At 50.3% G+C, this 25739-nt stretch carries 26 protein-coding genes; 25 read left to right on the top strand and 1 reads right to left on the bottom strand.

Annotated features, from left to right (window positions below):
- The first annotated feature begins 199 nt into the window (after window positions 1-199).
- The 25 genes from NW211_RS08085 (at window position 200) to NW211_RS08205 (ending at window position 23381) form a co-directional block, all read left to right on the top strand.
- Window positions 200-1009 (top strand): MotA/TolQ/ExbB proton channel family protein, encoded by an 810-nt coding sequence (locus NW211_RS08085; RefSeq protein WP_087408882.1) that lies wholly within the window; start codon window positions 200-202, stop codon window positions 1007-1009.
- 27 nt (window positions 1010-1036) lie between these two features.
- Window positions 1037-1654, top strand: coding sequence for a biopolymer transporter ExbD (locus NW211_RS08090; protein ID WP_087408881.1), 618 nt, complete (start codon window positions 1037-1039; stop codon window positions 1652-1654).
- A 21-nt stretch (window positions 1655-1675) separates the two neighbouring features.
- Entirely contained in the window at window positions 1676-2359 is a 684-nt protein-coding gene (locus NW211_RS08095; protein ID WP_087408880.1) for a biopolymer transporter ExbD, read from the top strand.
- A 25-nt stretch (window positions 2360-2384) separates the two neighbouring features.
- Window positions 2385-3203, top strand: coding sequence for an energy transducer TonB (locus NW211_RS08100; RefSeq protein ID WP_087408879.1), 819 nt, complete (start codon window positions 2385-2387; stop codon window positions 3201-3203).
- 99 nt (window positions 3204-3302) lie between these two features.
- Window positions 3303-3542, top strand: coding sequence for a hypothetical protein (locus tag NW211_RS08105; RefSeq protein ID WP_258327517.1), 240 nt, complete (start codon window positions 3303-3305; stop codon window positions 3540-3542).
- A gap of 12 nt (window positions 3543-3554) precedes the next feature.
- Window positions 3555-4523 carry a PstS family phosphate ABC transporter substrate-binding protein gene (locus NW211_RS08110; RefSeq protein ID WP_087408877.1) on the top strand — a complete coding sequence of 323 codons (969 nt, stop codon included), beginning with the start codon at window positions 3555-3557 and terminating at the stop codon, window positions 4521-4523.
- 34 nt (window positions 4524-4557) lie between these two features.
- Window positions 4558-6228, top strand: a complete 1671-nt coding sequence (locus tag NW211_RS08115; RefSeq protein ID WP_258327518.1) for a tetratricopeptide repeat protein — start codon at window positions 4558-4560, stop codon at window positions 6226-6228.
- A gap of 477 nt (window positions 6229-6705) precedes the next feature.
- Window positions 6706-7056 (top strand): NADH-quinone oxidoreductase subunit A, encoded by a 351-nt coding sequence (locus tag NW211_RS08120; RefSeq protein WP_087408875.1) that lies wholly within the window; start codon window positions 6706-6708, stop codon window positions 7054-7056.
- On the top strand, window positions 7047-7631 hold the full coding sequence (locus NW211_RS08125; RefSeq protein WP_087408874.1) for an NADH-quinone oxidoreductase subunit B: 585 nt from the start codon (window positions 7047-7049) through the stop codon (window positions 7629-7631). The genes NW211_RS08120 and NW211_RS08125 overlap by 10 nt, the downstream gene beginning before the upstream one ends.
- A gap of 14 nt (window positions 7632-7645) precedes the next feature.
- Window positions 7646-9268: an NADH-quinone oxidoreductase subunit C gene (locus tag NW211_RS08130; RefSeq protein WP_258327519.1), complete on the top strand. Its 1623-nt coding sequence runs from the start codon at window positions 7646-7648 to the stop codon at window positions 9266-9268.
- Between the two features lie 32 nt (window positions 9269-9300).
- Complete coding sequence (nuoH, locus tag NW211_RS08135; protein WP_258327520.1) at window positions 9301-10377, top strand: NADH-quinone oxidoreductase subunit NuoH; 1077 nt, start codon at window positions 9301-9303, stop codon at window positions 10375-10377.
- A gap of 36 nt (window positions 10378-10413) precedes the next feature.
- The gene (gene atpD / locus NW211_RS08140; protein ID WP_087408871.1) at window positions 10414-11925 is read left to right on the top strand and encodes a F0F1 ATP synthase subunit beta; all 1512 of its coding nucleotides are present in this window, start codon (window positions 10414-10416) and stop codon (window positions 11923-11925) included.
- Between the two features lie 15 nt (window positions 11926-11940).
- Window positions 11941-12174 carry an ATP synthase F1 subunit epsilon gene (gene atpC, locus NW211_RS08145; protein WP_087408870.1) on the top strand — a complete coding sequence of 78 codons (234 nt, stop codon included), beginning with the start codon at window positions 11941-11943 and terminating at the stop codon, window positions 12172-12174.
- Between the two features lie 18 nt (window positions 12175-12192).
- The gene (atpB, locus tag NW211_RS08150; RefSeq protein WP_087408869.1) at window positions 12193-13275 is read left to right on the top strand and encodes a F0F1 ATP synthase subunit A; all 1083 of its coding nucleotides are present in this window, start codon (window positions 12193-12195) and stop codon (window positions 13273-13275) included.
- A gap of 32 nt (window positions 13276-13307) precedes the next feature.
- On the top strand, window positions 13308-13562 hold the full coding sequence (gene atpE / locus NW211_RS08155; RefSeq protein ID WP_087408868.1) for an ATP synthase F0 subunit C: 255 nt from the start codon (window positions 13308-13310) through the stop codon (window positions 13560-13562).
- Window positions 13563-13571: 9 nt separating this feature from the next.
- Window positions 13572-14069 (top strand): F0F1 ATP synthase subunit B, encoded by a 498-nt coding sequence (gene atpF, locus NW211_RS08160; RefSeq protein WP_087408867.1) that lies wholly within the window; start codon window positions 13572-13574, stop codon window positions 14067-14069.
- A 6-nt stretch (window positions 14070-14075) separates the two neighbouring features.
- On the top strand, window positions 14076-14618 hold the full coding sequence (locus NW211_RS08165; protein WP_087408866.1) for a F0F1 ATP synthase subunit delta: 543 nt from the start codon (window positions 14076-14078) through the stop codon (window positions 14616-14618).
- Between the two features lies 1 nt (window position 14619).
- Window positions 14620-16197 carry a F0F1 ATP synthase subunit alpha gene (gene atpA, locus NW211_RS08170; RefSeq protein WP_087408865.1) on the top strand — a complete coding sequence of 526 codons (1578 nt, stop codon included), beginning with the start codon at window positions 14620-14622 and terminating at the stop codon, window positions 16195-16197.
- Window positions 16198-16200: 3 nt separating this feature from the next.
- Entirely contained in the window at window positions 16201-17088 is an 888-nt protein-coding gene (atpG, locus tag NW211_RS08175; protein ID WP_241147836.1) for an ATP synthase F1 subunit gamma, read from the top strand.
- Window positions 17089-17185: 97 nt separating this feature from the next.
- Window positions 17186-17650, top strand: coding sequence for an NADH-quinone oxidoreductase subunit I (locus tag NW211_RS08180; RefSeq protein WP_087408863.1), 465 nt, complete (start codon window positions 17186-17188; stop codon window positions 17648-17650).
- Between the two features lie 12 nt (window positions 17651-17662).
- Window positions 17663-18181 (top strand): NADH-quinone oxidoreductase subunit J, encoded by a 519-nt coding sequence (locus tag NW211_RS08185; protein WP_258327521.1) that lies wholly within the window; start codon window positions 17663-17665, stop codon window positions 18179-18181.
- Between the two features lie 5 nt (window positions 18182-18186).
- A complete protein-coding gene (nuoK, locus tag NW211_RS08190; protein ID WP_241147835.1) occupies window positions 18187-18498 on the top strand; it encodes an NADH-quinone oxidoreductase subunit NuoK in 312 nt (103 codons plus the stop codon).
- Window positions 18499-18503: 5 nt separating this feature from the next.
- The gene (gene nuoL / locus NW211_RS08195; RefSeq protein WP_087408947.1) at window positions 18504-20411 is read left to right on the top strand and encodes an NADH-quinone oxidoreductase subunit L; all 1908 of its coding nucleotides are present in this window, start codon (window positions 18504-18506) and stop codon (window positions 20409-20411) included.
- 34 nt (window positions 20412-20445) lie between these two features.
- On the top strand, window positions 20446-21936 hold the full coding sequence (locus tag NW211_RS08200) for a NuoM family protein (protein WP_087408860.1): 1491 nt from the start codon (window positions 20446-20448) through the stop codon (window positions 21934-21936).
- Window positions 21937-21947: 11 nt separating this feature from the next.
- A complete protein-coding gene (locus tag NW211_RS08205) occupies window positions 21948-23381 on the top strand; it encodes an NADH-quinone oxidoreductase subunit N (RefSeq protein WP_087408859.1) in 1434 nt (477 codons plus the stop codon).
- A 92-nt stretch (window positions 23382-23473) separates the two neighbouring features.
- On the opposite strand, the gene ccsA is transcribed toward NW211_RS08205, so the two are convergent.
- On the bottom strand, window positions 23474-25657 hold the full coding sequence (ccsA, locus tag NW211_RS14140) for a cytochrome c biogenesis protein CcsA (protein WP_309249704.1): 2184 nt from the start codon (window positions 25655-25657) through the stop codon (window positions 23474-23476).
- Window positions 25658-25739 lie beyond the last annotated feature (82 nt).

Genomic DNA, 25739 nt, shown 5'->3' on the forward strand with positions numbered 1-25739 from the left:
GGTAACAATTGGACTCGAAAAGAAGGGATGAGCCCTCGGAAAGAGCCCTTTGCATATAATAAATGTAGGAGTGTATACGTTTTATGAAATAGGCAGTGTGCGAGCGAGGATAATTTCGCGGGATACAGTGCCGAACGGGTGAAATAAAGGATTGAACTGAACTAAATAACTAATACAAACACTTAGATTTTATTTAATTATGGAAGCTAAAAAAGCTAAAAAGAACAAGGTGCGCGGTATAAAAAACGCATTCATTGTAATCATCATCTGTTTTATCATCGCATTGGTGGTATTTACTCAAGTACTTGGTGCTCCTACAAACTTTGAAGGTGGCGATCCCGAGGGTGGACATCCTCTGAATCTGCTGGGTACAATCTATAAAGGAGGTTTCATCGTACCTATTCTGCAAACTTTGCTGTTGACGGTAATCGTTCTCTCGGTTGAGCGTTTCATCGCCATGTTGAGCGTTAAAGGTAAAGGTAGCGTCGACAAATTCGTAGCTGCTGTAAAAGCTGCTTTGGAAAAAGGCGACATCGCCGGTGCTCAAGCTCTCTGCGAGAAACAACGTGGTACGGTTGCCAGCGTAGTTGCTTCGGCTCTTATCCGCTACGGCGAAGTTGAACACGACGACACGCTGTCGAAAGAACAAAAAATCGAGGCTATCCAAAAACAACTCGAAGAGGCTGCCGCTCTCGAAATGCCTGCCATGCAACAGAACTTGCCTATCGTTGCTACCATGACGACGCTGGGTACGCTGGTCGGACTTCTCGGTACTGTGTTGGGTATGATCAAATCGTTCCAGGCTCTGGCCACTGCCGGTGCTCCTGACTCGGTTGCCCTGTCGACCGGTATTTCCGAGGCCCTTGTAAACACGGCATTCGGTATCGCAACTGGTGCACTCGCTGTAATTTCGTATAACTATTTCTCTAACAGAATCGACAACATCACCTACGCTATCGACGAGGTAGGTTTCTGCATTGTTAACACATTCGCTGCTACTCACAAGTAATCGGCATAAAATCGAAAGGACCATTATATGGCTAAAGTAAAAGTAAAAAAGAAGAGTACGCTCATCGATATGACCGCGATGAGTGACGTTACCGTGCTTCTGCTTACTTTCTTCATGCTGACATCGACCTTCGTTCAGAAAGAGCCTGTGCAAGTGAGTACCCCCTCTTCGGTATCCGAAATCAAAATCCCTGAAATCAATGTGCTTCAGGTTTTGATCGAGCCGTCCGGGAAAATCTTTATCAGTCTCGACAAACAAGAGGATAGGGTGAATGTATTGAACGCAATGAGTAGTATGTACGGAGTCTCGTTTACTCCCGAGCAAATAAATAAGTTCAGATTGGCAAACTCGTTTGGTGTACCTATCAAACAGATGCCGGGTTTCCTTGATCTGAAATCCGATATCCAGGATAAGACCCTCAAAAACTACGGTATCCCCTGCGACAGTACCAACAACGAGTTTAAGGAATGGGTACGTGCTGCCCGCAAGAACAATCCCGATTTGAAGATTGCCATCAAGGCCGACCAGTCGACCCCCTATGACAAAATCAAAAACGTGATGAGTTCGTTGCAGGACATCAAGGAAAACCGTTACAATCTGCTTACTTCATTGAAGAGTTTACCCGCAGAAGAAGAAAATAACTAAAGTCATGAAAGGAATTGAATTATGGCAGAAGTAGAAGTAAAAGACTCGGGTAAAGGCGGGAAGAAAGGACAACAGAAGAAAATGAAAATCCATGTGGACTTTACTCCCATGGTTGATATGAACATGCTTTTGATCACCTTCTTCATGTTCTGTACGACGTTGAGCAAACCCCAGACAATGGAGATCAGTATGCCTACCAACGACAAGGTAACAGAAGAAGAGCAAAATAAGGTGAAGGAATCGGAGGCTATAACCATCCTGTTGGGCGACAACGACCGGGTATTCTACTACCTGGGACAACCCAAATACGAAGATTATACCTCGCTGGTTGAATCGTCTTATGGAGCAGATGGTCTGAGAGCTCTCCTCCTTGAACGCAACAAGACCGTTGTGAACAAGGTGAAAGATTTGAAGGAACGTAAAAAGAGAAAAGAGATCGACGAGGTGACTTTCGATTCGCTGGTTACCGAGGCCAAGAAAACCAAAGGTTCGCCTGTGGTGATGATCAAGGCCAAACTGGCTGATGAGAATGGTAAAAACGGTGCTTCGTACCGCAACCTGATCGATGCCCTCGACGAGATGATTATCTGCGATATTGGCCGTTATGCCATCGTCGATATCACCGAAGGCGACCTGTTCCTGATAGAGAATTACGAGAAGAAAGGTGCTCTTTCCGATCAGATAGACACCGCATTGAAGAACTAATAGTACACATTAAAGGAGAAGAAAAATGTCAAAGAATGTAGATTTAACTTCGAAAGAATGGTGCGACTTAGTTTTTGTCGGGAAAAACAAAGCATTCGGCGCATACCTGTTGCGGGTAAATTCGCCTAAGCGTTACACATGGGCCACCGTAGGTGTTATCTGTGTTGTAGCTTTTGCCTTTGCGCTCCCGTATATTGTGGATTCTTTCAAGATTGGTGAAGCTGAAGAAGAGATTTCTACCGTAGTAGAAATGTCGCAACTGCCCGAGGCCGAGGTAGAGAAACAAGAGGTTCAACCCTTGGTAGAAACGCCTCCCCCCCCTCCCTTGAAGAGTTCTATCAAATTTACCGCACCTGTAATCAAGAAAGACGAAGAGGTTTCTGACGAAGAAGAGTTGAAGTCGCAAGACGAGTTGACTCAGTCGAAAGTAAACATCTCTATCGCCGACGTAAAAGGTAATGACGAAGAACACGGTCAGGATATTGCCGACTTCCGCGAAGTGATTGCCGAACCTGTCGTAGAGGAAGAGAAACCCTACGAAGCTGTAGAGCAGATGCCTACCTTCCCCGGTGGCGAAGCCGAGCTGATGAAGTTTATCCGTGATAACCTCAAATACCCGGTTATCGCTCAGGAAAACGGTATTCAGGGTCGTGTAATTCTGCGATTCGTCGTATCGAAGACCGGTACCATCGACAACGTGACTGTATTGCGTAGTTTGGACCCCACTTGCGACAAGGAGGCTATCCGCGTTGTGAAGAGCATGCCCAAGTGGATTCCCGGTAAGCAAAACGGTAACAACGTGCCGGTATACTTCACATTGCCCGTTGTATTTAAACTTTTGTAATCTCTCGATTGTTTTAACCAAGAGATTCGTGAATATAATACTCGCAGCCTATTATCCCATGATTTTAGGTTGCGGGTATTTTATAAAAAATCAATATCTATGGAACAGAAATACGGCCGCTATGACGAAGAAGAGAACGCCGAGGCAAAACGGCGTCCGCTGGGTATGAATGTCGTTTTGGGCATGATTATGATAGCCATCTATCTGGGTATGGCTTATTTGTTGCTTTTCACCACCTTCTTTTCCAACTTGTATGACATTGTGCGCTATATTATGGGGGTCGTGTTTGCTGTATATGGAGTTTTCAGGGGATACCGATTGTTCGTAGGAATGAAATAAAAAAATGGGATTATGAATAAGTTGCTGTCATTTTCGTTTGTCGTGCTTCTTGCAGCCCTCGTTTCGTCGTGCTCGTCGTGCCAAAACAGTGAAGACGAGAAGGGCGAGCGCAAAGTGAAGGAGACCATCACCTCGGGGGTAATCGACATTAGTTGTGACGAAAGTTTCGAGCCCATCATGGAGCAAGAGATTACCGTATTTGAGGCTGCTTATCCCAAGGCTTCGATTATTCCCTATTATGTGAGCGAAGCCGAGGCGTTGAACATGTTGCTGCAAGACAGTGTGCGGTTGGCTGTAGCCACCCGCAAGCTCACTCCGCAGGAAGAGGCGTCGTTCAAGTCGCGTCAGTTGCGGGTACGTACCGTACAGATTGCTCTCGACGGCATCGCTTTTATTGTGAACAAGAACAACAAGCACGACGTCATCTCGGTCGATGAGTTGCGCAAGATTGTGACCGGCGAGGCTACGGCCTGGAATCAGATCTATCCCGGTTCGTCGCTGGGCAAAATCAATTTCGTGTTCGACAATCAGGGCTCCAGTTCCATGCGCTATGCCATAGACTCCTTGTGTCAGGGCAAACCTCTGTACCAAGGGCTGTATGCCCAGAAATCCAATCAGGCCGTTATCGACTATGTGGCACAAACCCCCAATGCGATAGGTGTGATAGGTGCCAGTTGGATAGGCAATGAGGCCGACTCGACCAACACCTCGTTTACCGATGTGGTCAAAGTGATGGCCGTTCGCAAGGCTCCGGGATACGATCCCTACAAACCTTATCAATACTACATAGCTACGGGCGACTATCCGCTCACCCGTCCGATTTACATGATTACGACAGATCCGCGCAACGGACTGCCCACCGGTTTTACCAAGTTTGTCTCTTCGCAACGTGGTCAGTTAATAATTTTTAAGACAGGTATTGTACCTTGGCAAGCCAATATCGCGTTAAAAAGAGATGTAAGCATTACCGAAAATTTTTAACTAAGCAGAAAATTATCAACTTAAATATATATCAATGAAATCAAGTCTTAAATTCTTATTTTCACTGTTCCTTGCTGCCGGCTCGTTGACCGCTTTTGCTGCCAGCTATACCGATGGAATAGAGTATTTCAAAGCGGGTCAGCCCGATCGGGCAAAAATCCTGTTGGAGCGTACGCTCGACGATGCAGGAACCAATAAGGCAGAATCGTATTATTACCTGGGTGAAATCGCTTTCGGTAACAAAGACTACACCACGGCTGCCGAATATTACAAGAAAGGTCTCACCGAAGATCCCCTCTATGCCTACAATAACGTAGGCCAAGGTAAACTCGCTTTGACCGGTTCGGACAAGGAAGCTGCCGAAAAAGAGGCCGAGAAATATTTCAAGGAGGCTCTCAAAGGTAAGAACAAGAAAGATGCCGGTATCAATCTGGCAATTGCCAAAGCCTACTACGAAACCGGTACCCCCGGCTACGAAGAGTATATGAAGAAATCGTACAAAGCCGATAAGAAATACCCCGACTATTTCATGTTCGAGGGCGATGTGCTGGTAGACCAACAGAAGTATGGCGACGCTTGCGGACGCTATGAAAACGCCATCTATTTCGATCCCAACTGTATCGAGGCTTATGTAAAGTATTCGCACATCTACTTCGACATCAACCCCACGCTGGCTATCCAGAAACTCGAGGAGCTGCAGGAGATCGCTCCCAACTCGGCTATTGCACAGCGCGAAATGGCCGAAGCCTATTACAAAAACTCGCAATACACCAAGGCCGCTGCCGCTTATGAGAAGTATATGCAGAATCCCAACCACTTCCAGACCGACCGTCCCCGTCTGGCTACGCTGCTCTTCTACGGCAAGCGCTATGACGAGTCGCTGGAGCTGGCCAAAGAGATTTTGGCTCACGACCCCGAGAACTTCGTAATCCGCCGTATCGTCATGTACGACAACTACGAGTTGGGCAACATGGAGGCTGCCGAGCAGGCTGCCATCGAGTTCCTGGGCATGAACCCCGGCGACAACGTATTCACCGCTCGTGATTACCTGACCTATGGCGACATCCTCTCGAAAGAGAAAAAATATGCCGAGGCTATCGTACAATACGAGAAAGCCTACGAACTGGACAACACCCGTACCGACATTCTCAAAGTGTTGAGCGATACCTACGAGCGCAACAAAGACTATGTAAATGCCATCAGCGTATACGAGCAATACATGGCTGCCGACACCGTAAACAACCAACGCGTGATGGACTACTATCTGCTGGGTCAGATCTGTTACAGCGCCGGACAGGCTGCCATGGACAGCATCCCCTTGCGCGACATGTATCTGATTAAAGCCGACTCAATGTTCCAGGTGGTTGTAGAGCGTTCTCCGACGGACTACCGCGGTTATCTGTGGCGTGCCCGTGCCGCCGCCGTGCGTGACCCCGAACTGAAAGAGGGCTTGGCCAAACCGCTCTATGAAGAGACGCTGGGTATCCTCGACCAGGATGCTACCAACAAAGAGAAGGCCGCTACGAAACGTGTTTACATCGAGGCTTACAAATACCTGGGTTACTACAACTATCTGCAGACAACCAATCCCGCCAAGAAAAACGAGGCCATCGCTGCTACCAAAGACTATTGGAACAAGATGCTCGAACTGGATCCGCAGAATACCGAGATTATCGAGGCCCTCAAGACTCTCGATACCTTGTAATCGAATCGACTCGCTCGATATATGCCCGAGCGGCAGCCATAAGGCTGTCGCTCGGCTTTTTTATGGGACTGTCCCAAATCCCGGATAATTCGGCTCCAAATGCAGATAAAAATAAAAAAGAACAAACCCTTGGCCTTTTGTTGAAAATAAAATTTGTATATTTGTGCGACAAAAATTTTCGAGGGATAATTTGCAGTAAAACGAAGGATTTCTGGACGGACAACGCTGCTCGGGAATATCTGAAATTGCGGCATTAACCCCTTGAATAGAAATAAAATAGAATTTATATGCAAGTCTCGGAATGGAATAAGGCGATATGGAACTGCACGAAGGGTTGTATGGCAGGGCCGTGTCGTATCTCTTTTTCGGGATTCGTGTATAACAATTATCAACCGGGCCTTGTATTGCATTCGTGACAATACGGGGCTTTGTTATTTGGAAAGGAAAATAAAAAATAAATACAAACTAAATTAACGTATGAATTCTGCACTATTTGTAGTTGTATTGATTACCGGATTGGCGCTGGTAGGAGCGGCTCTGTTGATAGCCGGCCTCATTTCGCCACGCTCGTTCAATCCGCAAAAGGGAGAGCCCTATGAGTGTGGTATCCCCTCGCGAGGAGAATCGTGGATGCAGTTCAAGGTAGGCTATTATCTGTTTGCCATTCTGTATCTGATGTTCGACGTCGAAACGGTATTCTTGTTCCCCTGGGCGGTTATATTGAAAGATTTAGGTGTAGCCGGATTATTTAATATTTTATTTTTCATGGTAGTACTTATCCTGGGATTGGTATATGCCTGGAAGAAAGGAGCACTCGAATGGAAGTGAAAATCAAATCGATGAAGTATGAAGACTTCAAAGACAATGAATATATTGAACAGCTTATCAATGAACTCAAAGCGTCCAATACCAATGTGGTGGTGGGATGCCTTGACGAGGTTATCAACTGGGGCCGCTCCAACTCGCTGTGGCCTCTTACCTTTGCGACAAGTTGCTGCGGTATCGAGTTTATGTCGCTCGGCGCAGCGCGGTACGACATGGCCCGTTTCGGGTTTGAAGTAGCTCGTGCCAGTCCGCGTCAGGCCGACTTTGTGATGGTAGCCGGTACCATCGTACACCGCATGGCGCCTGTATTGCGCCGGTTGTACGACCAGCTGGCCGAGCCCAAGTATGTGGTAGCCGTGGGTGGTTGTGCCGTATCGGGCGGGCCGTTCAGAAAATCGTATCACGTATTGAAAGGAGTTGACGAAATTCTTCCGGTCGATGTCTATATCCCGGGGTGTCCTCCGAGACCCGAAGCCATGTTCTACGGCTTGATGCAGTTGCAACGTAAGGTGAAAGTGGAGAAATTCTTCGGTGGCGTAAATCGTCAGGAAAAACGAGAGAAAGTATTAGGAAAATAATATAAGTTACCTATATGGCAAACATACAGCAAGAAATAAGCAGTTTTCTGCCGGAGGCTACCTTTGTAGAAGGAACCATTCTGGAAGTGTCGGTTCCCGATGCCAAGTGGCACGATTTGGCACTCTATTTGCACGACAAACTGCACTTCGACTATTTGGTTTCTATCGTAGGCATGGACTGGGGCGAGACCTTGGGTTGTGTCTATTATTTCACATGCACGGCCGACAATTCTCAAGTTTCGGTGAAAGTCGAAACGGCCGACCGCGAAAACCCGTTGCTCCATTCGGTTACCGACCTTTGGAAATCGGCCTATCTGTACGAGCGTGAGGTCTACGACTTCTTCGGCATCCGCTTCATCAACCACCCCGACATGCGCCGGTTGTTCCTGCGCAACGACTGGGTGGGATACCCCCTGCGCAAAGACTACGATGCCAGCCCCGAGGTTAACCCCATTCGGCTTGAGCATGAGGCTGTCGACGATGTAACGCACGCTATTGTCGAGACTCCCGACGGTAAACTCGAGGAGCGCACCAACACGATATTCGCACCCGAAGAGTTCGTCGTGAACATCGGTCCCCAACACCCCGCTACGCACGGTGTATTGCGTCTGCGCACCTCGCTCGAGGGTGAGATTGTCAAGAAAATCGATGTCTATTGCGGTTATGTACACCGCGGAATCGAGAAGTTGTGCGAATCGCTCACCTATCCGCAGACACTCCACTTTGCCGACCGTCTCGACTATCTGTCGGCTCAGCAAAACCGTCACGCCGTGTGCCTCTGTATCGAGGATGCCCTTCAACTCGAAATCCCGGCCCGTGCACAATATGTGCGCACCATCATGGATGAGTTGATGCGTATCTCGTCGCACTTGCTCTTTTATGCAACCTTTTGCATGGACTTGGGTGCAACGACGGCTTTCTTCTACGGTTTCCGCGATCGTGAGAAAATACTCGACATCTTTGAAGAGACTTGTGGTGCCCGCATGACCTTCAACTACTATACGATTGGCGGTCTTATGGCCGACATTCATCCCGACTTCCAACGCAAGGTGAAAGAGTTTTGCGCCTACTTGCCCGGCATGCTGAAAGACTATCACACCCTCTTTACGGGCAACGTGATTGCACAGCAACGTATGAAAGGCGTAGGTCTGCTCTCTCGCGAGGATGCTATCTCGTACGGCATTGCCGGCCCGTCGGGCCGTGCTTCGGGCTGGGCCTGCGACGTGCGCAAGAACCACCCCTATGCCATGTACGACAAGGTAGAGTTCAAAGAGATTGTCCGCACCGAGGGCGATGTATTTGCCCGCTACATGGTGCGTATGGATGAAATACTGGAGTCGATCCACATCATCGAACAACTCATCGACAATATCCCCGAGGGCGATTATGCACTGAAGATGAAACCTATTATCAAACTGCCCGAAGGCCGTTACTTCCGTCAGGTCGAGGCCAGTCGTGGCCCGATAGGTATCTTTATCGAGAGTCATGGGGATAAGAATCCGTATCGGTTGAAAATCAACTCGGCCTGCTTGCCGCTGGTCGGCGGGCTCGACCCGATGTGTCGTGGTGGTAAAATTGCCGACCTCATTGCCATCGGCGGTTCGCTCGACTATGTAATCCCCGATATGGACAGATAATTAGTAATCAAAAATAAATTAAAGAATAAGTTATGTTCGACTTTTCGATAGTTACCCACTGGATAGATAATTTGTTGAGGAGTGTAATGCCCGGCTGGGGAGCTTTGCTGATTGAATTTGTACTGGTAGGCGTGGCGCTGCTGCTGTTGTATGCGGTGTTGGCCCTGTTCTACATCTATTTCGAGCGTAAGGTGTGCGCCTTCTTCCAATGCCGTCTGGGTCCCAATCGAGTAGGCCCCTACGGTATATTCCAGAGCGTGGCCGATATGTTCAAGATTCTGATCAAAGAGTTGATCTCGTTGAGCCACATCGATAAGTTCCTGTTCAATCTGGCTCCTTATCTGGTTATTGTGGCCTCGATGTTGGCCTTCGGCTGCTTGCCTTTCGGTAAAGGGTTGCAGGTGATCGATTTCAACATCGGTATCTTCTTCCTGATAGCCGTATCGTCGATTGGCGTGCTGGGTATCCTGCTGGCCGGTTGGTCGAGCCACAACAAATACACCCTGATCGGTGCCATCCGAAGCGGTGCTCAAATGGTGAGCTATGAGCTCTCCATCGGGTTGTCGGTGTTGACGATGGTAGTCTTTGCCGGTACGATGTCGATTACCGGTATCGTCGAGGCACAGAACAACGGCTGGTTCATCTTCACGGGTCATATCCCCGCCATCGTGGCTTTCCTCATTTACCTGGTTGCCGGTACGGCCGAGACCAACCGTGGCCCGTTCGACTTGCCCGAGGCCGAGAGTGAGTTGACGGCAGGTTATCACACCGAGTATTCGGGTATCCACTTCGGTTTCTTCTATCTGGCCGAGTATTTGAACCTGTTCATTGTTTCGGGTGTAGCCTCGCTGCTCTTCCTGGGAGGTTGGATGCCGTTGCATATTCCCGGATGGGAGAGCTTCAACCACGTTATGGACTATATCCCGTCGGTGGTTTGGTTCTTTGGTAAAGCCATTGTGATTTCGTTTATAATCATTTGGTTCAAGTGGACCTTCCCTCGTTTGAGAATCGACCAGCTGTTGCGTCTCGAGTGGAAATACTTGTTACCGCTGAACTTGATAAATCTCTTTGTAATGGTGCTCATCGTGATTTACGGGCTGCACTTTTAATGGATAAAATATAATACTGATAATAGAGGTAAAGCTATGGCAGATAAATTTGGATATATCACGCAGGTCATCGGGCCGGTTGTCGATGTCACCTTCGAAGGCGAAGGTAACGACGTGCCGCCTATTTATGCTGCACTGAAAATCGAGCGTGAAAACGGCTCCGACCTGATTGTCGAAGTGGAGCAACATATCGGTGAAAATACGGTACGCTGCGTCGCAATGGATTCTACCGACGGTCTTGTCCGCGGTATGAAAGCAATCGACTTGCAACGGCCCTTGTCAATGCCTACGGGCTCACAGTTAAAAGGGCGTTTGATGAATGTGTTGGGCGAGACGATCGACCACCTTCCTGCTCTGGATTATACCGAATTGAAATCGATACACCAGGAGGCTCCGGCTTTTGACGACCTCTCTATCAGTACCGAGATACTTTATACGGGAATCAAGGTAATCGATTTGCTCGAACCCTATTCGAAGGGTGGTAAAATCGGTTTGTTCGGTGGTGCCGGTGTAGGTAAGACCGTGCTGATTAAGGAACTTATCAACAACATTGCCAAGGGACACAACGGATTCTCGGTATTCACCGGTGTAGGTGAGCGTACTCGTGAAGGTAATGACCTCTTGCGCGAGATGATCGAATCGGGTATCATGTCGTATGGCAAGAAGTTCGAGGAGGGTATGGCTCGTGGCGAATGGAATCTGCAGGATGTCGATATGGGGCAGGTGAACCAGTCGCAGGCCACCTTGGTGTTCGGCCAGATGAACGAACCGCCGGGAGCCCGTTTGCGTGTGGCTCTGGCCGGTTTGACGGTTGCCGAGCAATTCCGCGACTCCGATGGCGGTGGTAAAGAGATTCTGCTCTTTATCGACAACATCTTCCGTTTCACTCAGGCCGGATCCGAGGTGTCGGCGCTTTTGGGCCGTATGCCTTCGGCCGTAGGTTATCAGCCGACGCTGGCCTCCGAGATGGGTAAATTGCAAGAGCGTATCACCTCGACCAAGCAGGGATCTATCACTTCGGTTCAGGCCATTTATGTGCCGGCCGACGACTTGACCGACCCCGCACCGGCCACGACCTTCAACTTCCTGGATGCAACTACGGTGTTGAGCCGTAAAATATCGGAGCTGGGTATCTACCCGGCCGTAGACCCGCTGGAGTCGACCTCGCGTATTCTCGACCCCCATATCGTGGGCGAGGAGCACTATCAGGTGGCTCAGGCCGTGAAACAGTTGTTGCAGCACTACAACGAGTTGCAGGATATTATCGCTATCCTGGGTGTCGACGAGTTGTCTGACGAGGACAAGCTGGTGGTAAACCGGGCTCGTCGAGCACAACGGTTCCTCTCGCAACCCTTCCATGTAGCCGAACAGTTTACCGGCGTGCCCGGTGTGATGGTTCCGCTCGAGGAGACGATTCGCGGTTTCAAGATGATTCTCAGCGGCGAGATGGACGAGTATCCCGAGCAAGCCTTCTTGAACGTAGGTACGATCGACGAGGCTATTGCCAAGGGTAAGAAATTGTTGGAGCAGGCCCAAGCGGCTCACTAAAAAGAGGAATGAATTATGGTACTTGAAATTATATCTTCGGAACAAATCCTTTTCCAGGGAGAGGTCGAATCGGTCACCTTGCCGGGTGCCCAAGGTTCGTTTACCGTTCTTGAAAATCATGCATCGCTGATTTCGACGCTCGATGCCGGTACCATTGAATATGTGACGGCAGGCGAACGCCATTCGGTACCTGTCGGTGGCGGGTTTGTCGATGTGGATAACAACCGTGTGGCTGTGTGCATACGGTAATTGCTGGAGTAAAAAGAGATGAGAAAACAAATCGCATACATAGTAGCTTTTTTGTTGATGGCCTTTTCGTTCAACCTGTCGGCTCAAGAGACGAGCGGCACGGAAGAGGAGAAAGCCTTTAACCCGAAAGAGACGATTTTTAAGCACCTGCTCGATGAATATAGCTGGGAGTTGCCTTTCTCGCACGAGCACAAGATCTCGCTTCCGGTTATTGTGAGAGACTATAAGGGCGACTGGAACATCTTCTGGTCGAGCCGTCTCGAACACGGGCAGCAGTACGAGGGTTTCTATATTGCTCAAGACGGCCCCAACAAGGGCAAGGTCGAGAGTGTCGACGACCAGGGCAACCGTTACCGGCCGCTCGATTTGTCGATTACGAAAAACGTGTTGGCCCTGATTATCGCCGCTCTGTTGTGCCTCTGGTGTGTGCTCTCGGTAGCTCGCTGGTACAAGAAGAAGCACTACAAGGCACCTCGTAAGGGGGTAGGAGCCATCGAGTTCCTCATCGAGTTTATCTATACGGGAGTCATCAAGAGCACGCTGGGCGACAAGGCCCCCCGTTTTGCCCCCTACCTGCTTACGATATTCTTCTTCATCTTGTTGATGAACCTGCTGGGGCTGATAGTCATCTTCCCCGGTGGAGCCAACCTGACAGGCAATATCGCCGTCACCATGGTGTTGGCCTTGTGTACCTTTATCGTGGTGAATGTGAAAGGAACCAAGGAGTACTGGAAAGAGACCTTCTGGCCCGATGTGCCTCTGTGGTTGAAGTTCCCGCTTCCCATCATGCCGCTCATCGAGGTGTTTGGTATCTTCACCAAACCGGCGGCCCTCATGGTCCGTCTCTTTGCCAACATGATGGGTGGTCACATGATTATCCTGTCGCTCATCTCGCTCATCTTTATCTTCGGCGCTTTTGGTGCCGTGGTCGTAGGCGGCATAACCGTCATATCGGTGCTCTTCTCGCTCTTCATGCTGATGATAGACACCCTGGTATCGTTTATCCAGGCCTATGTATTTACGATGCTTTCGACGCTGTTCATTTCGTTGGCACAGGTCGAGGGGCATCATGAAGGAAAAACAGAAAAAGTAGAAAAATAAAATAAGTGTATAATCTCTAAACAACAAACATTATGTTAGGAATGATTTTATTACAAGCAGCAGCCGGCGCAAGTCTGGCTAAATTGGGAGCATGTATTGGTGCTGGTATCGCAGCTATCGGAGCCGGTGTAGGTATCGGTAAGATCGGTTCGTCGGCAATGGATGCTATTGCCCGTCAGCCCGAAGCCAGTGGCGATATTCGAAGCAACATGATTGTGATTGCAGCCCTTGTCGAAGGTGTTGCCCTGTTTGCTGTAATCGTTTGCGTGCTGTCCTTGTTCATCTAATCATAAGATATGGAACTGTTCACGCCCGAAATAGGGTTGGTATTCTGGATGTTCGTTGTCTTCGTCATCCTGTTTGTCATACTCGCCAAGTTTGGCTGGCCGTACATCTTGCGCAGCCTCGACGAACGAGCCGAGTTCATTGACAAAGGGGTCGAGTATGCCCAAGAGGCAAAATCGCACCTGGACAACGCACAGGCCGAAGCCAAAGCTCTTTTGGTCGAAGCGCAGAAACAACAAATGGAGATTCTGCACGAAGCAGCCCAGATGAAGACTCAGATTATAGAAGAAGCTCGTCAGGCTGCCTCGGTAGAAGCTAAAAAAGTGATGGACGCTGCGGCCGTGTCGATCGAGCAGGCTCGCAAAGAGTCGGAACTCCAGTTCCGTCGCGAGGTGAGCCAGTTTGCCCTGCAAATTGCCGAGAAGATGGTGCGTAAGCAACTCTCCGATGACAAGACCCAGGTCGAAATGGTCGACAAACTGTTGAATGAAATTGAGAATCAAAACTAATAGAACATGAACGAGGGGTTAATACCGAATAGATATGCGAAGGCTCTTTATAAATATGCCCGGGAACATGGTGTAGCCGAGGCAATTTATGAAGAGATGAAACGCTTTGATGATGCCTTCAAGACACATCCAGAGTTTTCCAAGATATTGGGTAACCCGGCTCTATCTCCATCGGACAAGGTACGGGTGTTGTCATCGGCTTTCGGTGAAAAGCCCGACGACTACCTGCTCCGTTTTGTTCAGTTAGTTATCAAGAACCGTCGCGAAACGTTTGTAAGGTCTATCGGGTTGGCCTATCAGGATATCTACCGTCGGGCCAATCACATTGCCCGGGTGACGATAACCACGGCTACCGCTTTGCCTAAAGAGGTGCTGGGCCGTATCGGTGACCTTATGAAAAAGCAAACGGACAAGACGCTGGAATTTGTTTATGAAATAGATCCCACCCTTATCGGCGGATTTATTTTGCGCGTAGATTCGATGCAATTAGATGCTTCGGTCAATAGTGAATTAAAAAAATTGCGTTTGAAATTGCTAAACAGCAAGTGATATGATAAAACCCAGTGAAATATCGGATATATTGAAAAAACAACTCGACGAGGTCGATTCCAAAATCAATTTCGAAGAAGTAGGTACTGTTCTCGAAGTCGGTGATGGTGTGGCCCATGTGTACGGGCTCGACAATGTGCGCTCCAACGAACTGATCGAGTTTGAAAACGGCGTGCACGGCGTGGCCATGAACCTGGAGGAGAGTAATGTGGGTGTCATTTTGCTCGATAATGTCGATAAGGTTACCGAGAATATGACGGCTCGCCGTACCGGCGAAATTGCTTCTCTGCCCGTAGGCGAAGGTTTGCTTGGTCGAGTTATCAACACGTTGGGTGAACCTATCGACGGTGCAGGGCCTATCCAGGGCGATCTCATCCGATTGCCCCTCGAGCGCAAGGCTCCGGGTGTAATCTTCCGTCAGCCTGTGAACCAGCCTTTGCAGACCGGTATCAAGGCCATCGACTCGATGGTGCCCATAGGCCGCGGACAGCGTGAGTTGATTATCGGCGACCGCCAGATCGGTAAAACGGCTATCGCCATCGATACGATTATCAACCAACGAGAAAATTACAAAAACGGCGACCCCTTGTACTGTATCTATGTAGCTATCGGACAGAAAGCCTCGTCGGTAGCTGCCTTGGTCAATACGTTGCGGGAGCATGGAGCGCTCGACTATACGGTTGTGTTGGCGGCCAACGCCTCCGACTCGGCTGCGATGCGCTACTATGCACCGTTTGCCGGAGCCGCTATCGGCGAATACTTCAGAGACCGTGGCTGTCACGCTCTGGTCATCTACGACGACCTCTCGAAACAGGCTGTGGCCTATCGTGAAATTTCGCTGATTCTTCGCCGTCCGTCGGGTCGTGAAGCCTATCCGGGCGATATTTTCTATCTGCACTCCCGTCTGCTCGAGCGTGCAGCCAAGATTATTGACAACGACGAGGTTGCCGCTTCGATGAACGACCTGCCCGAGGTTTTGAAACCGATGGTAAAAGGTGGCGGTTCGCTCACGGCATTGCCTATCATCGAGACTCAAGCCGGCGACGTATCGGCCTATATTCCTACCAACGTAATTTCGATTACCGACGGTCAGATATTCCTGGAGACCGCCCTCTTCAACCAGGGTGTGCGCCCCGCCATCAACGTAGGTATATCGGTATCGCGTGTAGGTGGCGATGCTCAGGTGAAGGCCATGAAGAAGATTGCCGGTACCCTGAAGATCGACCAGGCCCAGTTCCGCGAGCTCGAGTCGTTCACCAAGTTTGGTGGCGATGTAGACCCCGTAACGGCCATGACCATCGACAAGGGTCGCAAGAACGAGCGAATCCTCATTCAGCCCCAATACTCGCCGATACCTGTCGAGGAGGAGATTGCCATCATCTATTGCGGTACGCAAGGCCTGTTGCACAATGTACCCCTCGAGAAGGTAGCCGAATTTGAGAAATTGTATTTGCAGATATTGAAATCAAAATATAGCCACGAGGTCCTGGACGAACTGCGTATAGGACATCTCGACGACAAGATTGCCGCCCTGATGACCGAAGTCGCTACCGAGGTGGCTAACCGATTTAAGGCATAAACTATGGCATCAATGCGCGACTTGAAAGGAAGAATCGGCTCGGTCGCTTCTTCCGAAAAAATAACCGGTGCGATGAAGATGATTTCGTCGGCCAAGATGCACAAAGCCGATATGGCTTTGCGCCGTGTTCGGCCGTTCCGGGATCAGATTCAGCGTACTATCAATCATCTTATTTCTGCCGATGCAGAATACAGTTCTCCGCTCACCGAGGCACGTCCCGTGAAGCGGAGGGCCGTAGTCTTGCTCAGTTCGGACGAGGGATTGTGTGGCGCATTCAACATGAATCTGTTTAAACGCACACTCGAGCTGATAAACCGGGGGCGTGAAGAGGCCGGTAATTCCGTGATGTTTGTTGTTTATCCGGTAGGAAAGAAAGCCTCTCAATTTGCCCGTAAACTGGTGGGCAAGGGTGTGGAGATTGCCGTAGTCGATTACATGACGGCCAAGAGTTCGGGCGAAGAGATTGCCCGTTTCACGAGCGAACTTACCCGCGACTTCCTGGCAGGCAAAATCGACGAAATAGAGGTCGTATATACCCATTACAAGAGTGCCAGTAAACAACTGTTGGCTACGCGCAAGCTATTGCCTATCTCGGCCGGCGATTTGGTTACCGGCGAGAAGGTCGAGCGCAATAAGCCCTACTTGTTCGAGCCCGATGTGAATACCATCTATAATGAGGTACTGCCGCTTTATGTCTTGGCAAATATGCAGGAAGCTATCAGTTCGAACCGGGTTTCGGAACAGGCGGCACGGGTGATGGCCATGCAGTCGGCAAACGATAATGCAAAAGAATTGTTGGACGATTTGCAACTGGAATACAACAAGTTGCGTCAGCAAAGCATTACTTCCGAGTTGTTGGATATTGCAGGAGGACAAGGCGCACAAGATTGATATATCGAGATTGGGAGCTTGGTGTGCCAGGCTCTTTTTGACGAACGAAATAAACCATAGTGTTAACTAATAAAATAAGAGTTCTATAAAGAAATTTATGGGAAGTTTAAAAAATTACATGACATCTTTCTGGAAAGGATTGCTGAGCCTTCTTCAAGGAATGGGGGTTACCGGTAAATACTTCTTGAGCCGGAAAGTTACCGAACAGTATCCCGAAAACCGGGCGACCTTGAAAATCCCCGAGCGTTTCAGAGGTACGTTGACCTTGATTTACGATGAAAACGGGCAGCACAAATGTGTGGCTTGCGGTATTTGTCAGATGAATTGCCCCAACGGGACGATTAAGATCGAGGCGTCGAAGATTACCACCGAAGATGGTAAGACCAAGCGAGTGTTAGATAAATATGTGTATGACCTGGGCAGTTGCACCTTCTGTCAGATGTGTGTGACTACATGTCCTCACCATGCCATCAAGTTCACCAACGAATTTGAACACGCCGTATTCCGGCGCGAGAAACTGGTGAAGATTCTCAATCATACCGATAACCCAACCGAAAAATAATAGATTAACATTATGGAACAAATAGCAAATCAAGTTATTTTTGGCTTGCTGGCATTGGTCATCGTGGTGTGCTCGATCTTGACAGTCACCACGCGACGCATTTTGCGGGCAGCCACGTACCTCCTGTTCGTTCTGTTTGCGACAGCCGGTATTTACTTTCAGCTTGACTTCACCTTCTTGGGAGCAGTACAGTTAGCCGTCTATGCCGGTGGTATTGTAGTGCTGTTTGTCTTCTCGATCTTGTTGACGAGTCATCCCGGCGACAAGGCGCAGTTGCTTACCCCGAAGAAACGCGTGGTCGGGCTCATAGCTTCGATATTCGGTGCAATCGTGTGCGGCTATACGCTGCTCACCTATCCGTTCTTCACCAAACCGCTCACCAGTGTCATCACCGGCGAGGTGGACATGAAGGTGATAGGACATGCTCTCATGGGAATGGACAAGTTCCAGTACCTGTTGCCCTTCGAAGCGCTCAGTGTGTTGTTATTGGCTTGTATCATCGGTGGCATTATGATTGCCCGTAAAAGATAAGAACTATGGAAATACCAATGATTGCCTATTTGGTGGTAAGTACCATCATGTTTTTTGCCGGGGTTTACGGGTTCGTTACGCGTAAGAATATGCTGGCGATGCTCATTTCGCTCGAATTGATGCTCAATGCGGCCGACATCAACTTTGTGGTGTTCAACCGTTACCTTTTTCCCGAGGCATTGGAGGGATTCTTTTTCACCCTCTTTGCAATAGGTATTGCCGCTGCCGAGACAGCGCTTGCCATTGCGATCATTATCAACATCTTCCGCCACATCCGGAATGTTGACGTGCATAACCTTGATAAAATGAAATATTGATCGATATGGAATATTCAGTGATAATACTTTTACTTCCGCTTTGCATGTTCCTCTTTCTGGGACTTGTGGGGCATAAGTTGAGCGAGCGTGTAGCCGGTATTCTGGGAACCCTCGGGCTGACCGTAACGGCCGTGCTGGCCTATGTGGTAGCGTTCAACTATTTTACTATGCCGCGCAATGCCGAAGGCGTTTTTGAAACCTTGCAGCCGGTCAATTTTGAGTGGTTGCGCTTTACCGAGCACCTGCATATCGATCTGGGTATCTTGCTCGATCCTATTTCGGTGATGATGCTGGTTGTGATTACGACAGTCTCGCTCATGGTTCATATCTACAGTATGGGCTACATGCACGGCGAGAAGGGCTTCCAGCGTTACTACGCTTTCCTGTCGCTCTTCAGCTTCTCGATGCTGGGTCTGGTGGTAGCTACCAACATTTTCCAGATGTATATCTTCTGGGAGCTGGTGGGTGTTTCGTCTTACCTGCTTATCGGATTCTACTATACGAAACCGGCTGCGGTATCGGCTTCGAAAAAGGCCTTTATCGTGACCCGTTTTGCCGACTTGGGCTTCCTGATCGGTATCCTTATCCTCTCGTTCTTTACCCAGACGTTCGACTTCCAGACGCTGATGTCGAATCCCACGTCGCTGGTAACCGAGACGGCCGGCATGACCTTCATGGGTTGCTCGGTAGCCGCCTGGGCCATGGCACTCATCTTCATGGGTGGTGCCGGTAAGTCGGCCATGTTCCCGTTGCACATTTGGTTGCCCGATGCCATGGAGGGTCCTACTCCCGTATCGGCCCTGATCCACGCCGCCACCATGGTGGTAGCCGGTGTTTATCTGGTAGCCCGGCTCTTCCCCATGTATTGCGCCGTGCCCGAGGTGCTCGACCTCATTACCTGGGTGGGTGCCATCACGGCTCTCTATGCGGCTGTCGTTGCCTGTGTACAAACCGACATCAAACGTGTACTTGCCTTCTCGACCATCTCGCAAATCGCCTTTATGATGGTGGCTCTGGGTGTGGCATTCGATAGTGACCTGCACGCCGGTCTCGGCTACATGGCCTCTATGTTCCACCTCTTCACGCACGCCATGTTCAAGGCTCTGCTCTTCCTCGGTGCCGGTTGTATTATCCACGCCGTTCACTCCAACGAGATGTCGGCCATGGGTAACTTGCACAAGTATATGCCGGTGACTCACATCACCTTCCTCATTGCCTGCTTGGCTATCGCCGGTATTCCTCCCTTCTCGGGCTTCTTCAGTAAGGACGAAATCCTCACGGCCGCTTTTGAAAAGAGCACCCTTTGGGGCGTTTGGATGACGGCTGTGGCCGGTCTCACCGCCTTCTACATGTTCCGGTTGTACTACCGCATCTTCTGGTGGAGCAAACCCGACTACGGTCACCACACACCGCACGAGGCTCCTGCCACCATGTATCTGCCGTTGGTATTCCTGGCTCTGGTTACCTGCGTGGCCGGTTTCATTCCCTTCGGCGAATTTGTATCGGTAAACGGCGAGGCTTATCACATTCACCTCGACTGGTCGGTAGCTACGACGAGCATCATCGTGGCCGTTGCCGCTATTGCGCTGGCTACCTGGATGTACTTCTCGGAGAACTCCAAACCCAAAGCTCTGGCCGACAAGTTCCGTGCTCTGCACACGGCCGCTTATCACCGCTTCTATATGGACGAACTCTACATGTGGGTTACCCACAAGGTAATCTTCCAGCATATCTGCCGACCCATTGCCTGGTTCGACCGTCACATCGTCGACGGTACGATGAATATGTTGGCTACCGTGACCAACGGTGTTTCCTACGGAATCCGCAAGTTGCAGTCGGGTTACATCCAGTGGTATGTATGGGTATTCATTATGGGTGCATTGCTGATTGCCGTATTGGCCATGTGCTTTTAACTGATGGTTGAACGATAAAAAATTAAAGAAACATATGAATTTTCTATCATTATTTGTGCTTATCCCTCTCTTGATGATGCTGGGTCTCTGGATCTCAAGAGATATGAAACAGATACGAACGGTAGCGGTTATTGGTTCAACCTTATTGTTGGCGTTGTCCGTATATACTCTCGTTGAGTTTCTGGCCGAACGCGCTGCTGGAAATACAGCGACGATGTTGTTCACCGACAGCCGCATGTGGTATGCGCCGCTCAATATCCACTATGCCGTGGGCGTAGACGGTGTATCGGTGGCCATGTTGCTGCTCTCGTCTATTATTGTCTTTGCCGGAGTCTTCGCTTCGTGGAAGATCAACCCGCTGCCCAAGGAGTTCTTCTTGTGGTTCATGCTGCTGTCGACCGGTGTATTCGGATTCTTTATCTCGGTCGACCTCTTCACGATGTTCATGTTCTACGAGGTGGCTCTTATCCCCATGTACCTGTTGATTGGCGTTTGGGGTAGCGGTCGCAAAAACTATTCGGCCATGAAGCTGACCCTGATGCTGATGGGTGGTTCGGCCTTGTTGATGATTGGTATTCTGGGTATCTACTACCAGTCGGGTCTCCACTCGATGAACGTGGTAGAAATCGCCGAGCACGGCAATATCCCCATGAATTGGCAATACTTCCTCTTCCCGATGACTTTCGTGGGATTCGGTGTGCTGGGCGCCATGTTCCCGTTCCACACCTGGTCGCCCGACGGTCACGCTTCGGCGCCTACGGCCGTGTCGATGTTGCACGCCGGTGTGCTGATGAAGCTGGGAGGTTACGGCTGCTTCCGCGTAGCTATCTACCTGATGCCTCAGGCTGCTAACGAACTGGCTTGGATATTCTTGATTTTGACCGGTATCAGCGTGGTTTACGGTGCCTTCAGCGCTTGCGTTCAAACCGACTTGAAATACATCAACGCCTACTCTTCGGTAAGCCACTGCGGTCTGGTACTGTTTGCCATCCTCATGCTCAACACGACGGCCATGACCGGTGCCGTGATGCAGATGCTCTCGCACGGTTTGATGACGGCCCTCTTCTTTGCCCTCATCGGTATGATTTACGGTCGTACCCACACGCGTGACATTCGCGAGATGGGCGGCTTGATGCAAATCATGCCTTTCCTCTCGGTAGGTTACGTGATTGCCGGTTTGGCTTCGCTGGGTCTTCCGGGCTTGAGCGGTTTCGTGGCCGAGATGACCATCTTCGTCGGCTCGTTCGAGCATACCGATACGTTCCATCGGGTACTGACTATCGTAGCTTGTACTTCGATTGTGATTACTGCGGTTTATATTTTGCGCGTGGTTGGAAAACTGCTCTATGGTGCCGTACAAAACGAGCATCATCGCGAGTTGAAGGATGCCGAATGGTGGGAACGCCTCTCGGTCATCACACTCATCGTGTGTGTGGTTGCCATCGGTAGCTTCCCGCACTGGATTTCCGACCTCATTCGTGAAGGTGTAGAACCTATTACTAATTTGTTGTCTCAAGCTCTTTAATCATATAGTATATGGATTATTCACAGTTTTTAGTTATGCGCTCGGAAATATCGCTGCTGATTGTATTCTTGCTGATATTTTTCGCAGACACCTTTGGCGGGAAGAAAACCCTCAAAGGATTATCGATTACAGCGTGTGTCTTGTTTGCCTTGCATACGATCTGGAACATCATACCGGTCGAGACGACCTCGGCTTTTGGCGGCATGTATCAAACTTCGCCCATGGCCTCGATGGTAAAGACCGTGCTCAATATAGGTACCTTCATCGTGTTGCTGCAGTCGGTATCGTGGAGCGAGAATCCCGATGTGAAAGTGCGTCGGGGCGAGTTCTATGAATTGTTGCTGATAACCCTCTTCGGTATGTACCTGATGGTTTCGGCCGGTCACTTCCTGCTCTTCTTTATCGGGCTCGAGACCGCTTCGCTGCCTATGGCTGCACTCATCGCCATTACCAAGAAAGACAGCGAGTCGTATGAGGCCGGTGCCAAATACCTCTTTACGGCTGTCTTTTCGTCGGCTCTCTTCCTGCTGGGCCTCTCGTTCCTCTACGGAGTTTCGGGTTCGCTCTACTTCGGCGATATTGCCGTAGCCATCTCGGCCAACCGCACGCCGCTGCTCATCGCCACGATTGTATTCGTGCTGGCCGGTATGGGATTCAAACTTTCGCTGGTTCCCTTCCACTTGTGGACGGCCGACGTTTACGAAGGTGCTCCCACGCAGGTAACCTCTTATCTGTCGGTTATCTCGAAGGGTGCGGCTGCCTTTGCCCTGTTGCTGGTTCTCTACAAGGTCTTCTTCCTCGACCCGGCTATCTGGCAGGGCATCCTGTGGGCCTTGATTGTGCTGACGATTACCATCGGTAACCTGTTTGCCATCCGTCAGAAGAACCTGAAACGATTCCTGGCCTTCTCGTCTATCTCGCAAGCCGGTTACATCATGCTGGGTATTATCTCGGGTTCGGCTCAAGGTATGACGGCTTTGGTTTACTACGTGCTGGTATACATCTTCTCCAACCTGGCTGCCTTTGGTGTTATCTCGTCGATCGAGCGTAACAGCGGCAAGCTGAGCATGGACGACTACAACGGCTTGTACAAGACCAACCCCAAACTGAGTGTAATCATGATGCTGGCCATGTTCTCGCTGGCCGGTATTCCTCCCTTTGCCGGATTCTTCAGCAAGTTCTTCATCTTTGCTTCGGCCATTCACTCGGGCTTCTATATCCTGGTGCTCATCGCCTTGTTGAATACGATCATCTCGCTCTACTACTATCTGCTGGTAGTAAAGGCCATGTTCATCAACACCGAGAACGAGTGCGTGATTCCTGCCTTCCGCAGCGACAACGCATCGCGTGTGAGCCTCGTGGTTTGTGTAGCCGGCATCGTGCTGCTGGGTATTGCCAGCTGTGTTTACGGTTACTTTGCCGACCTCAGCATGCTGGGTATCTGATCGAACGAAAATCTTATTCCATACAGACAACGGCCGAAGAGCGATTTGCTCCTCGGCCGTTGCTTTTTGTGGGGTATGAGAGGGGGGGAGTGTCAGGCGTAGCTGTGCATGCCTCCCAGTAGGAAATTAACTCCGAAATAAGTGATGAGTACGCAACAGAAGGCTGCCACACAAAAGCCGTGGAAAAAGAGGGGCTTTCTAAACAGGGGCAGCGATTCTGTGTGTAGAGCCAAAGCGTAGACGAGCCATGTGATAAGCGCCCATACCTCTTTGGGGTCCCACCCCCAATATCGCCCCCACGAGATATTGGCCCAAATGGCTCCCACAAAGATTCCGGCGGCCAAAGCGAATATAGCGGGATAGAGCAGTATGCGCCCCACGACTTGCAATTGCTCGGACTGCCGGGGGTGTCGCCGGTATAGTAGGAGGCCGGCTATGCCATTGAACATGACGAAGGCCAACAGGGTGTAGGCGGCCATGACGAGGACAACATGTATTGAGAGCAACGGCGAGGTGAGTACCGGCATGAGCGGAGTAATCTGGGGATTGGATTCGCCCATCATCGAGACCATCATGGCCAGCCCGCCGACGAGGTAGCCGGCTGGTAGGATCAGTATGAACCGACGGTAACACAGCATCGTGATACCCAAGGCGCACCATGCCATGAACTGCATGGTTTCGAATCCGTTGGAGAGAGGCCAGTGCTCGGCGATGTAGCCTCGCAGGAGCAGTATGATTGTGAGGTAGATAAAACCGAGAGCAATCCCTGCCGGCAATAGCCGTCGCACAAGAGTCGAGCCCGGGGTTCCCCGGGTGATACGACGGCATATGTAGACAAAGGCTGCCGTCCCGGTGATGATGAGGAGTATGGCCAGAGCCAGCGAATAGTTCATGCGGTTATAGAGTCGCTCGGCTTGCAGCCGGGTCGCCGAAGGGAAATCTTCGCCACAGCACTTTTGCTGGTACCGGCTTATTTTGGTGAAGACCTGCGATAGTGCGGTGTAGTCGCGTTTGGCGACCAGTTCGTTTACATAGTTCATCGATTGTCTGATAAATACGCCTTGCTCGTAAGGCAATTCACGGGGGAGTATATCGACCTGAGAAGCCCAGTGTAGGGTGTCGTTCAACCGATAGGGGAAAATTTGCAACATGGAGCCGGTACAAAGCATCGCCACGAGGTTGAACTTTTCGTTGGCTTCGTTCACACCCCGGTTGTCGCTATTTCCGGTGTAGTCTCTCAGTGCCCGGTTGAAGTCGGTGAGTCGGGCATATCGGCCTTCTATTCCCAACAGTCGCCGAGCTTCGTGACTTTTTATCTTGATCATGGGCTCTTGTTTCCATTCGTCGTAATAGAACAGCCAGCCCGCCAGAACTTGCTCAGGTGTGAGTCCACGGTAACGGCTTTTTCCATAGAGCTTTGTGGTGAAGTCGCGAGCCAGTGTGGAGAGTGGGCAAATGCGTTGGTTGTAATATACACAGAGCTCTCCCAGTTGTGATGATTGTTCCCGGGGAAGGGTGGGGGGAGCCGTTTCGGTGGCTTGTGCCGGGAATAAGGAGGCAAGCAGGATTACGGTACCGAGGCCGATTCCCCGCAGGGCGCAATTATGTAGCAGTCGGCGGAAAGTTCCCATTCGATCGATGAGATGAGCGGCCATTGCCAAAAACAGCAATAGATAGCCTGTGTAGGTGATGCCGATGCCCCACGGGTCGTAAGATAGCGAGAGGCGCGAACCCGCCCCGTCGGTGTCGTAGGACGACTGGTAGAAGCGGTACCCCCGATAGCGGGCGATGCGGTTCATGGCAACGGTTTCGCTGCGGGTCTGCTCACCGTCGGCGATGACGATGCGGCTCACAAAGTCGAGGGGCGCCCGGGTACCCGGATAGTATTCAATATGAAATTCTTCAAGGGCGACAGCAAATGGCAACTGTTCTTCCCGCCCCTCGTTGTCGAGATATACCGAGGTGGGTTTGTCGCCTAATCGCAGGTGCAGGGAGCCTTGCCGGCCGGTCAGGTAGGTGACGAAAGCTCCGCATAGAATGATGAGGAGGGCGATGTGCAGCAGACATGAGGCGGGTCGCAATGCCCGACGGCGGCGGAGGAGGTAGATCGCCGCAGAGAGGGCAAAGGTTAACCAGAGGGCTACGAATGTGGGAGATTGGTAGATATGGCGCGAGACAAATGGTGAGCCAAACTCTTTTTCGATGATCGTCGCCGCGGTGAGTACACACAGTATGGCGGCCAGCAGGACGAATGTAATACGTTTGAGAAGTTTCATCGTTCTTGGGATAGGGTTTCTTTATACCTCGAAATGCCGACGTGCGGTACGCCGGCATTTCGTAGGTTTTGTGATGTTATAG

The organism is Barnesiella sp. ET7 (genome assembly GCF_024733785.1).
In the GTDB taxonomy this organism is placed as follows: domain Bacteria; phylum Bacteroidota; class Bacteroidia; order Bacteroidales; family Barnesiellaceae; genus Barnesiella; species Barnesiella merdigallinarum.

Bases quoted from the DNA above. Each gene is read 5' to 3' on its own strand.
- NW211_RS08085 (WP_087408882.1), top strand. From the start codon at position 200: ATGGAAGCTAAAAAAGCTAAAAAGAACAAGGTGCGCGGTATAAAAAAC.
- NW211_RS08090 (WP_087408881.1), top strand. From the start codon at position 1,037: ATGGCTAAAGTAAAAGTAAAAAAGAAGAGTACGCTCATCGATATGACC.
- NW211_RS08095 (WP_087408880.1), top strand. From the start codon at position 1,676: ATGGCAGAAGTAGAAGTAAAAGACTCGGGTAAAGGCGGGAAGAAAGGA.
- NW211_RS08100 (WP_087408879.1), top strand. From the start codon at position 2,385: ATGTCAAAGAATGTAGATTTAACTTCGAAAGAATGGTGCGACTTAGTT.
- NW211_RS08105 (WP_258327517.1), top strand. From the start codon at position 3,303: ATGGAACAGAAATACGGCCGCTATGACGAAGAAGAGAACGCCGAGGCA.
- NW211_RS08110 (WP_087408877.1), top strand. From the start codon at position 3,555: ATGAATAAGTTGCTGTCATTTTCGTTTGTCGTGCTTCTTGCAGCCCTC.
- NW211_RS08115 (WP_258327518.1), top strand. From the start codon at position 4,558: ATGAAATCAAGTCTTAAATTCTTATTTTCACTGTTCCTTGCTGCCGGC.
- NW211_RS08120 (WP_087408875.1), top strand. From the start codon at position 6,706: ATGAATTCTGCACTATTTGTAGTTGTATTGATTACCGGATTGGCGCTG.
- NW211_RS08125 (WP_087408874.1), top strand. From the start codon at position 7,047: ATGGAAGTGAAAATCAAATCGATGAAGTATGAAGACTTCAAAGACAAT.
- NW211_RS08130 (WP_258327519.1), top strand. From the start codon at position 7,646: ATGGCAAACATACAGCAAGAAATAAGCAGTTTTCTGCCGGAGGCTACC.
- nuoH (WP_258327520.1), top strand. From the start codon at position 9,301: ATGTTCGACTTTTCGATAGTTACCCACTGGATAGATAATTTGTTGAGG.
- atpD (WP_087408871.1), top strand. From the start codon at position 10,414: ATGGCAGATAAATTTGGATATATCACGCAGGTCATCGGGCCGGTTGTC.
- atpC (WP_087408870.1), top strand. From the start codon at position 11,941: ATGGTACTTGAAATTATATCTTCGGAACAAATCCTTTTCCAGGGAGAG.
- atpB (WP_087408869.1), top strand. From the start codon at position 12,193: ATGAGAAAACAAATCGCATACATAGTAGCTTTTTTGTTGATGGCCTTT.
- atpE (WP_087408868.1), top strand. From the start codon at position 13,308: ATGTTAGGAATGATTTTATTACAAGCAGCAGCCGGCGCAAGTCTGGCT.
- atpF (WP_087408867.1), top strand. From the start codon at position 13,572: ATGGAACTGTTCACGCCCGAAATAGGGTTGGTATTCTGGATGTTCGTT.
- NW211_RS08165 (WP_087408866.1), top strand. From the start codon at position 14,076: ATGAACGAGGGGTTAATACCGAATAGATATGCGAAGGCTCTTTATAAA.
- atpA (WP_087408865.1), top strand. From the start codon at position 14,620: ATGATAAAACCCAGTGAAATATCGGATATATTGAAAAAACAACTCGAC.
- atpG (WP_241147836.1), top strand. From the start codon at position 16,201: ATGGCATCAATGCGCGACTTGAAAGGAAGAATCGGCTCGGTCGCTTCT.
- NW211_RS08180 (WP_087408863.1), top strand. From the start codon at position 17,186: ATGGGAAGTTTAAAAAATTACATGACATCTTTCTGGAAAGGATTGCTG.
- NW211_RS08185 (WP_258327521.1), top strand. From the start codon at position 17,663: ATGGAACAAATAGCAAATCAAGTTATTTTTGGCTTGCTGGCATTGGTC.
- nuoK (WP_241147835.1), top strand. From the start codon at position 18,187: ATGGAAATACCAATGATTGCCTATTTGGTGGTAAGTACCATCATGTTT.
- nuoL (WP_087408947.1), top strand. From the start codon at position 18,504: ATGGAATATTCAGTGATAATACTTTTACTTCCGCTTTGCATGTTCCTC.
- NW211_RS08200 (WP_087408860.1), top strand. From the start codon at position 20,446: ATGAATTTTCTATCATTATTTGTGCTTATCCCTCTCTTGATGATGCTG.
- NW211_RS08205 (WP_087408859.1), top strand. From the start codon at position 21,948: ATGGATTATTCACAGTTTTTAGTTATGCGCTCGGAAATATCGCTGCTG.
- ccsA (WP_309249704.1), bottom strand. From the start codon at position 25,657: ATGAAACTTCTCAAACGTATTACATTCGTCCTGCTGGCCGCCATACTG.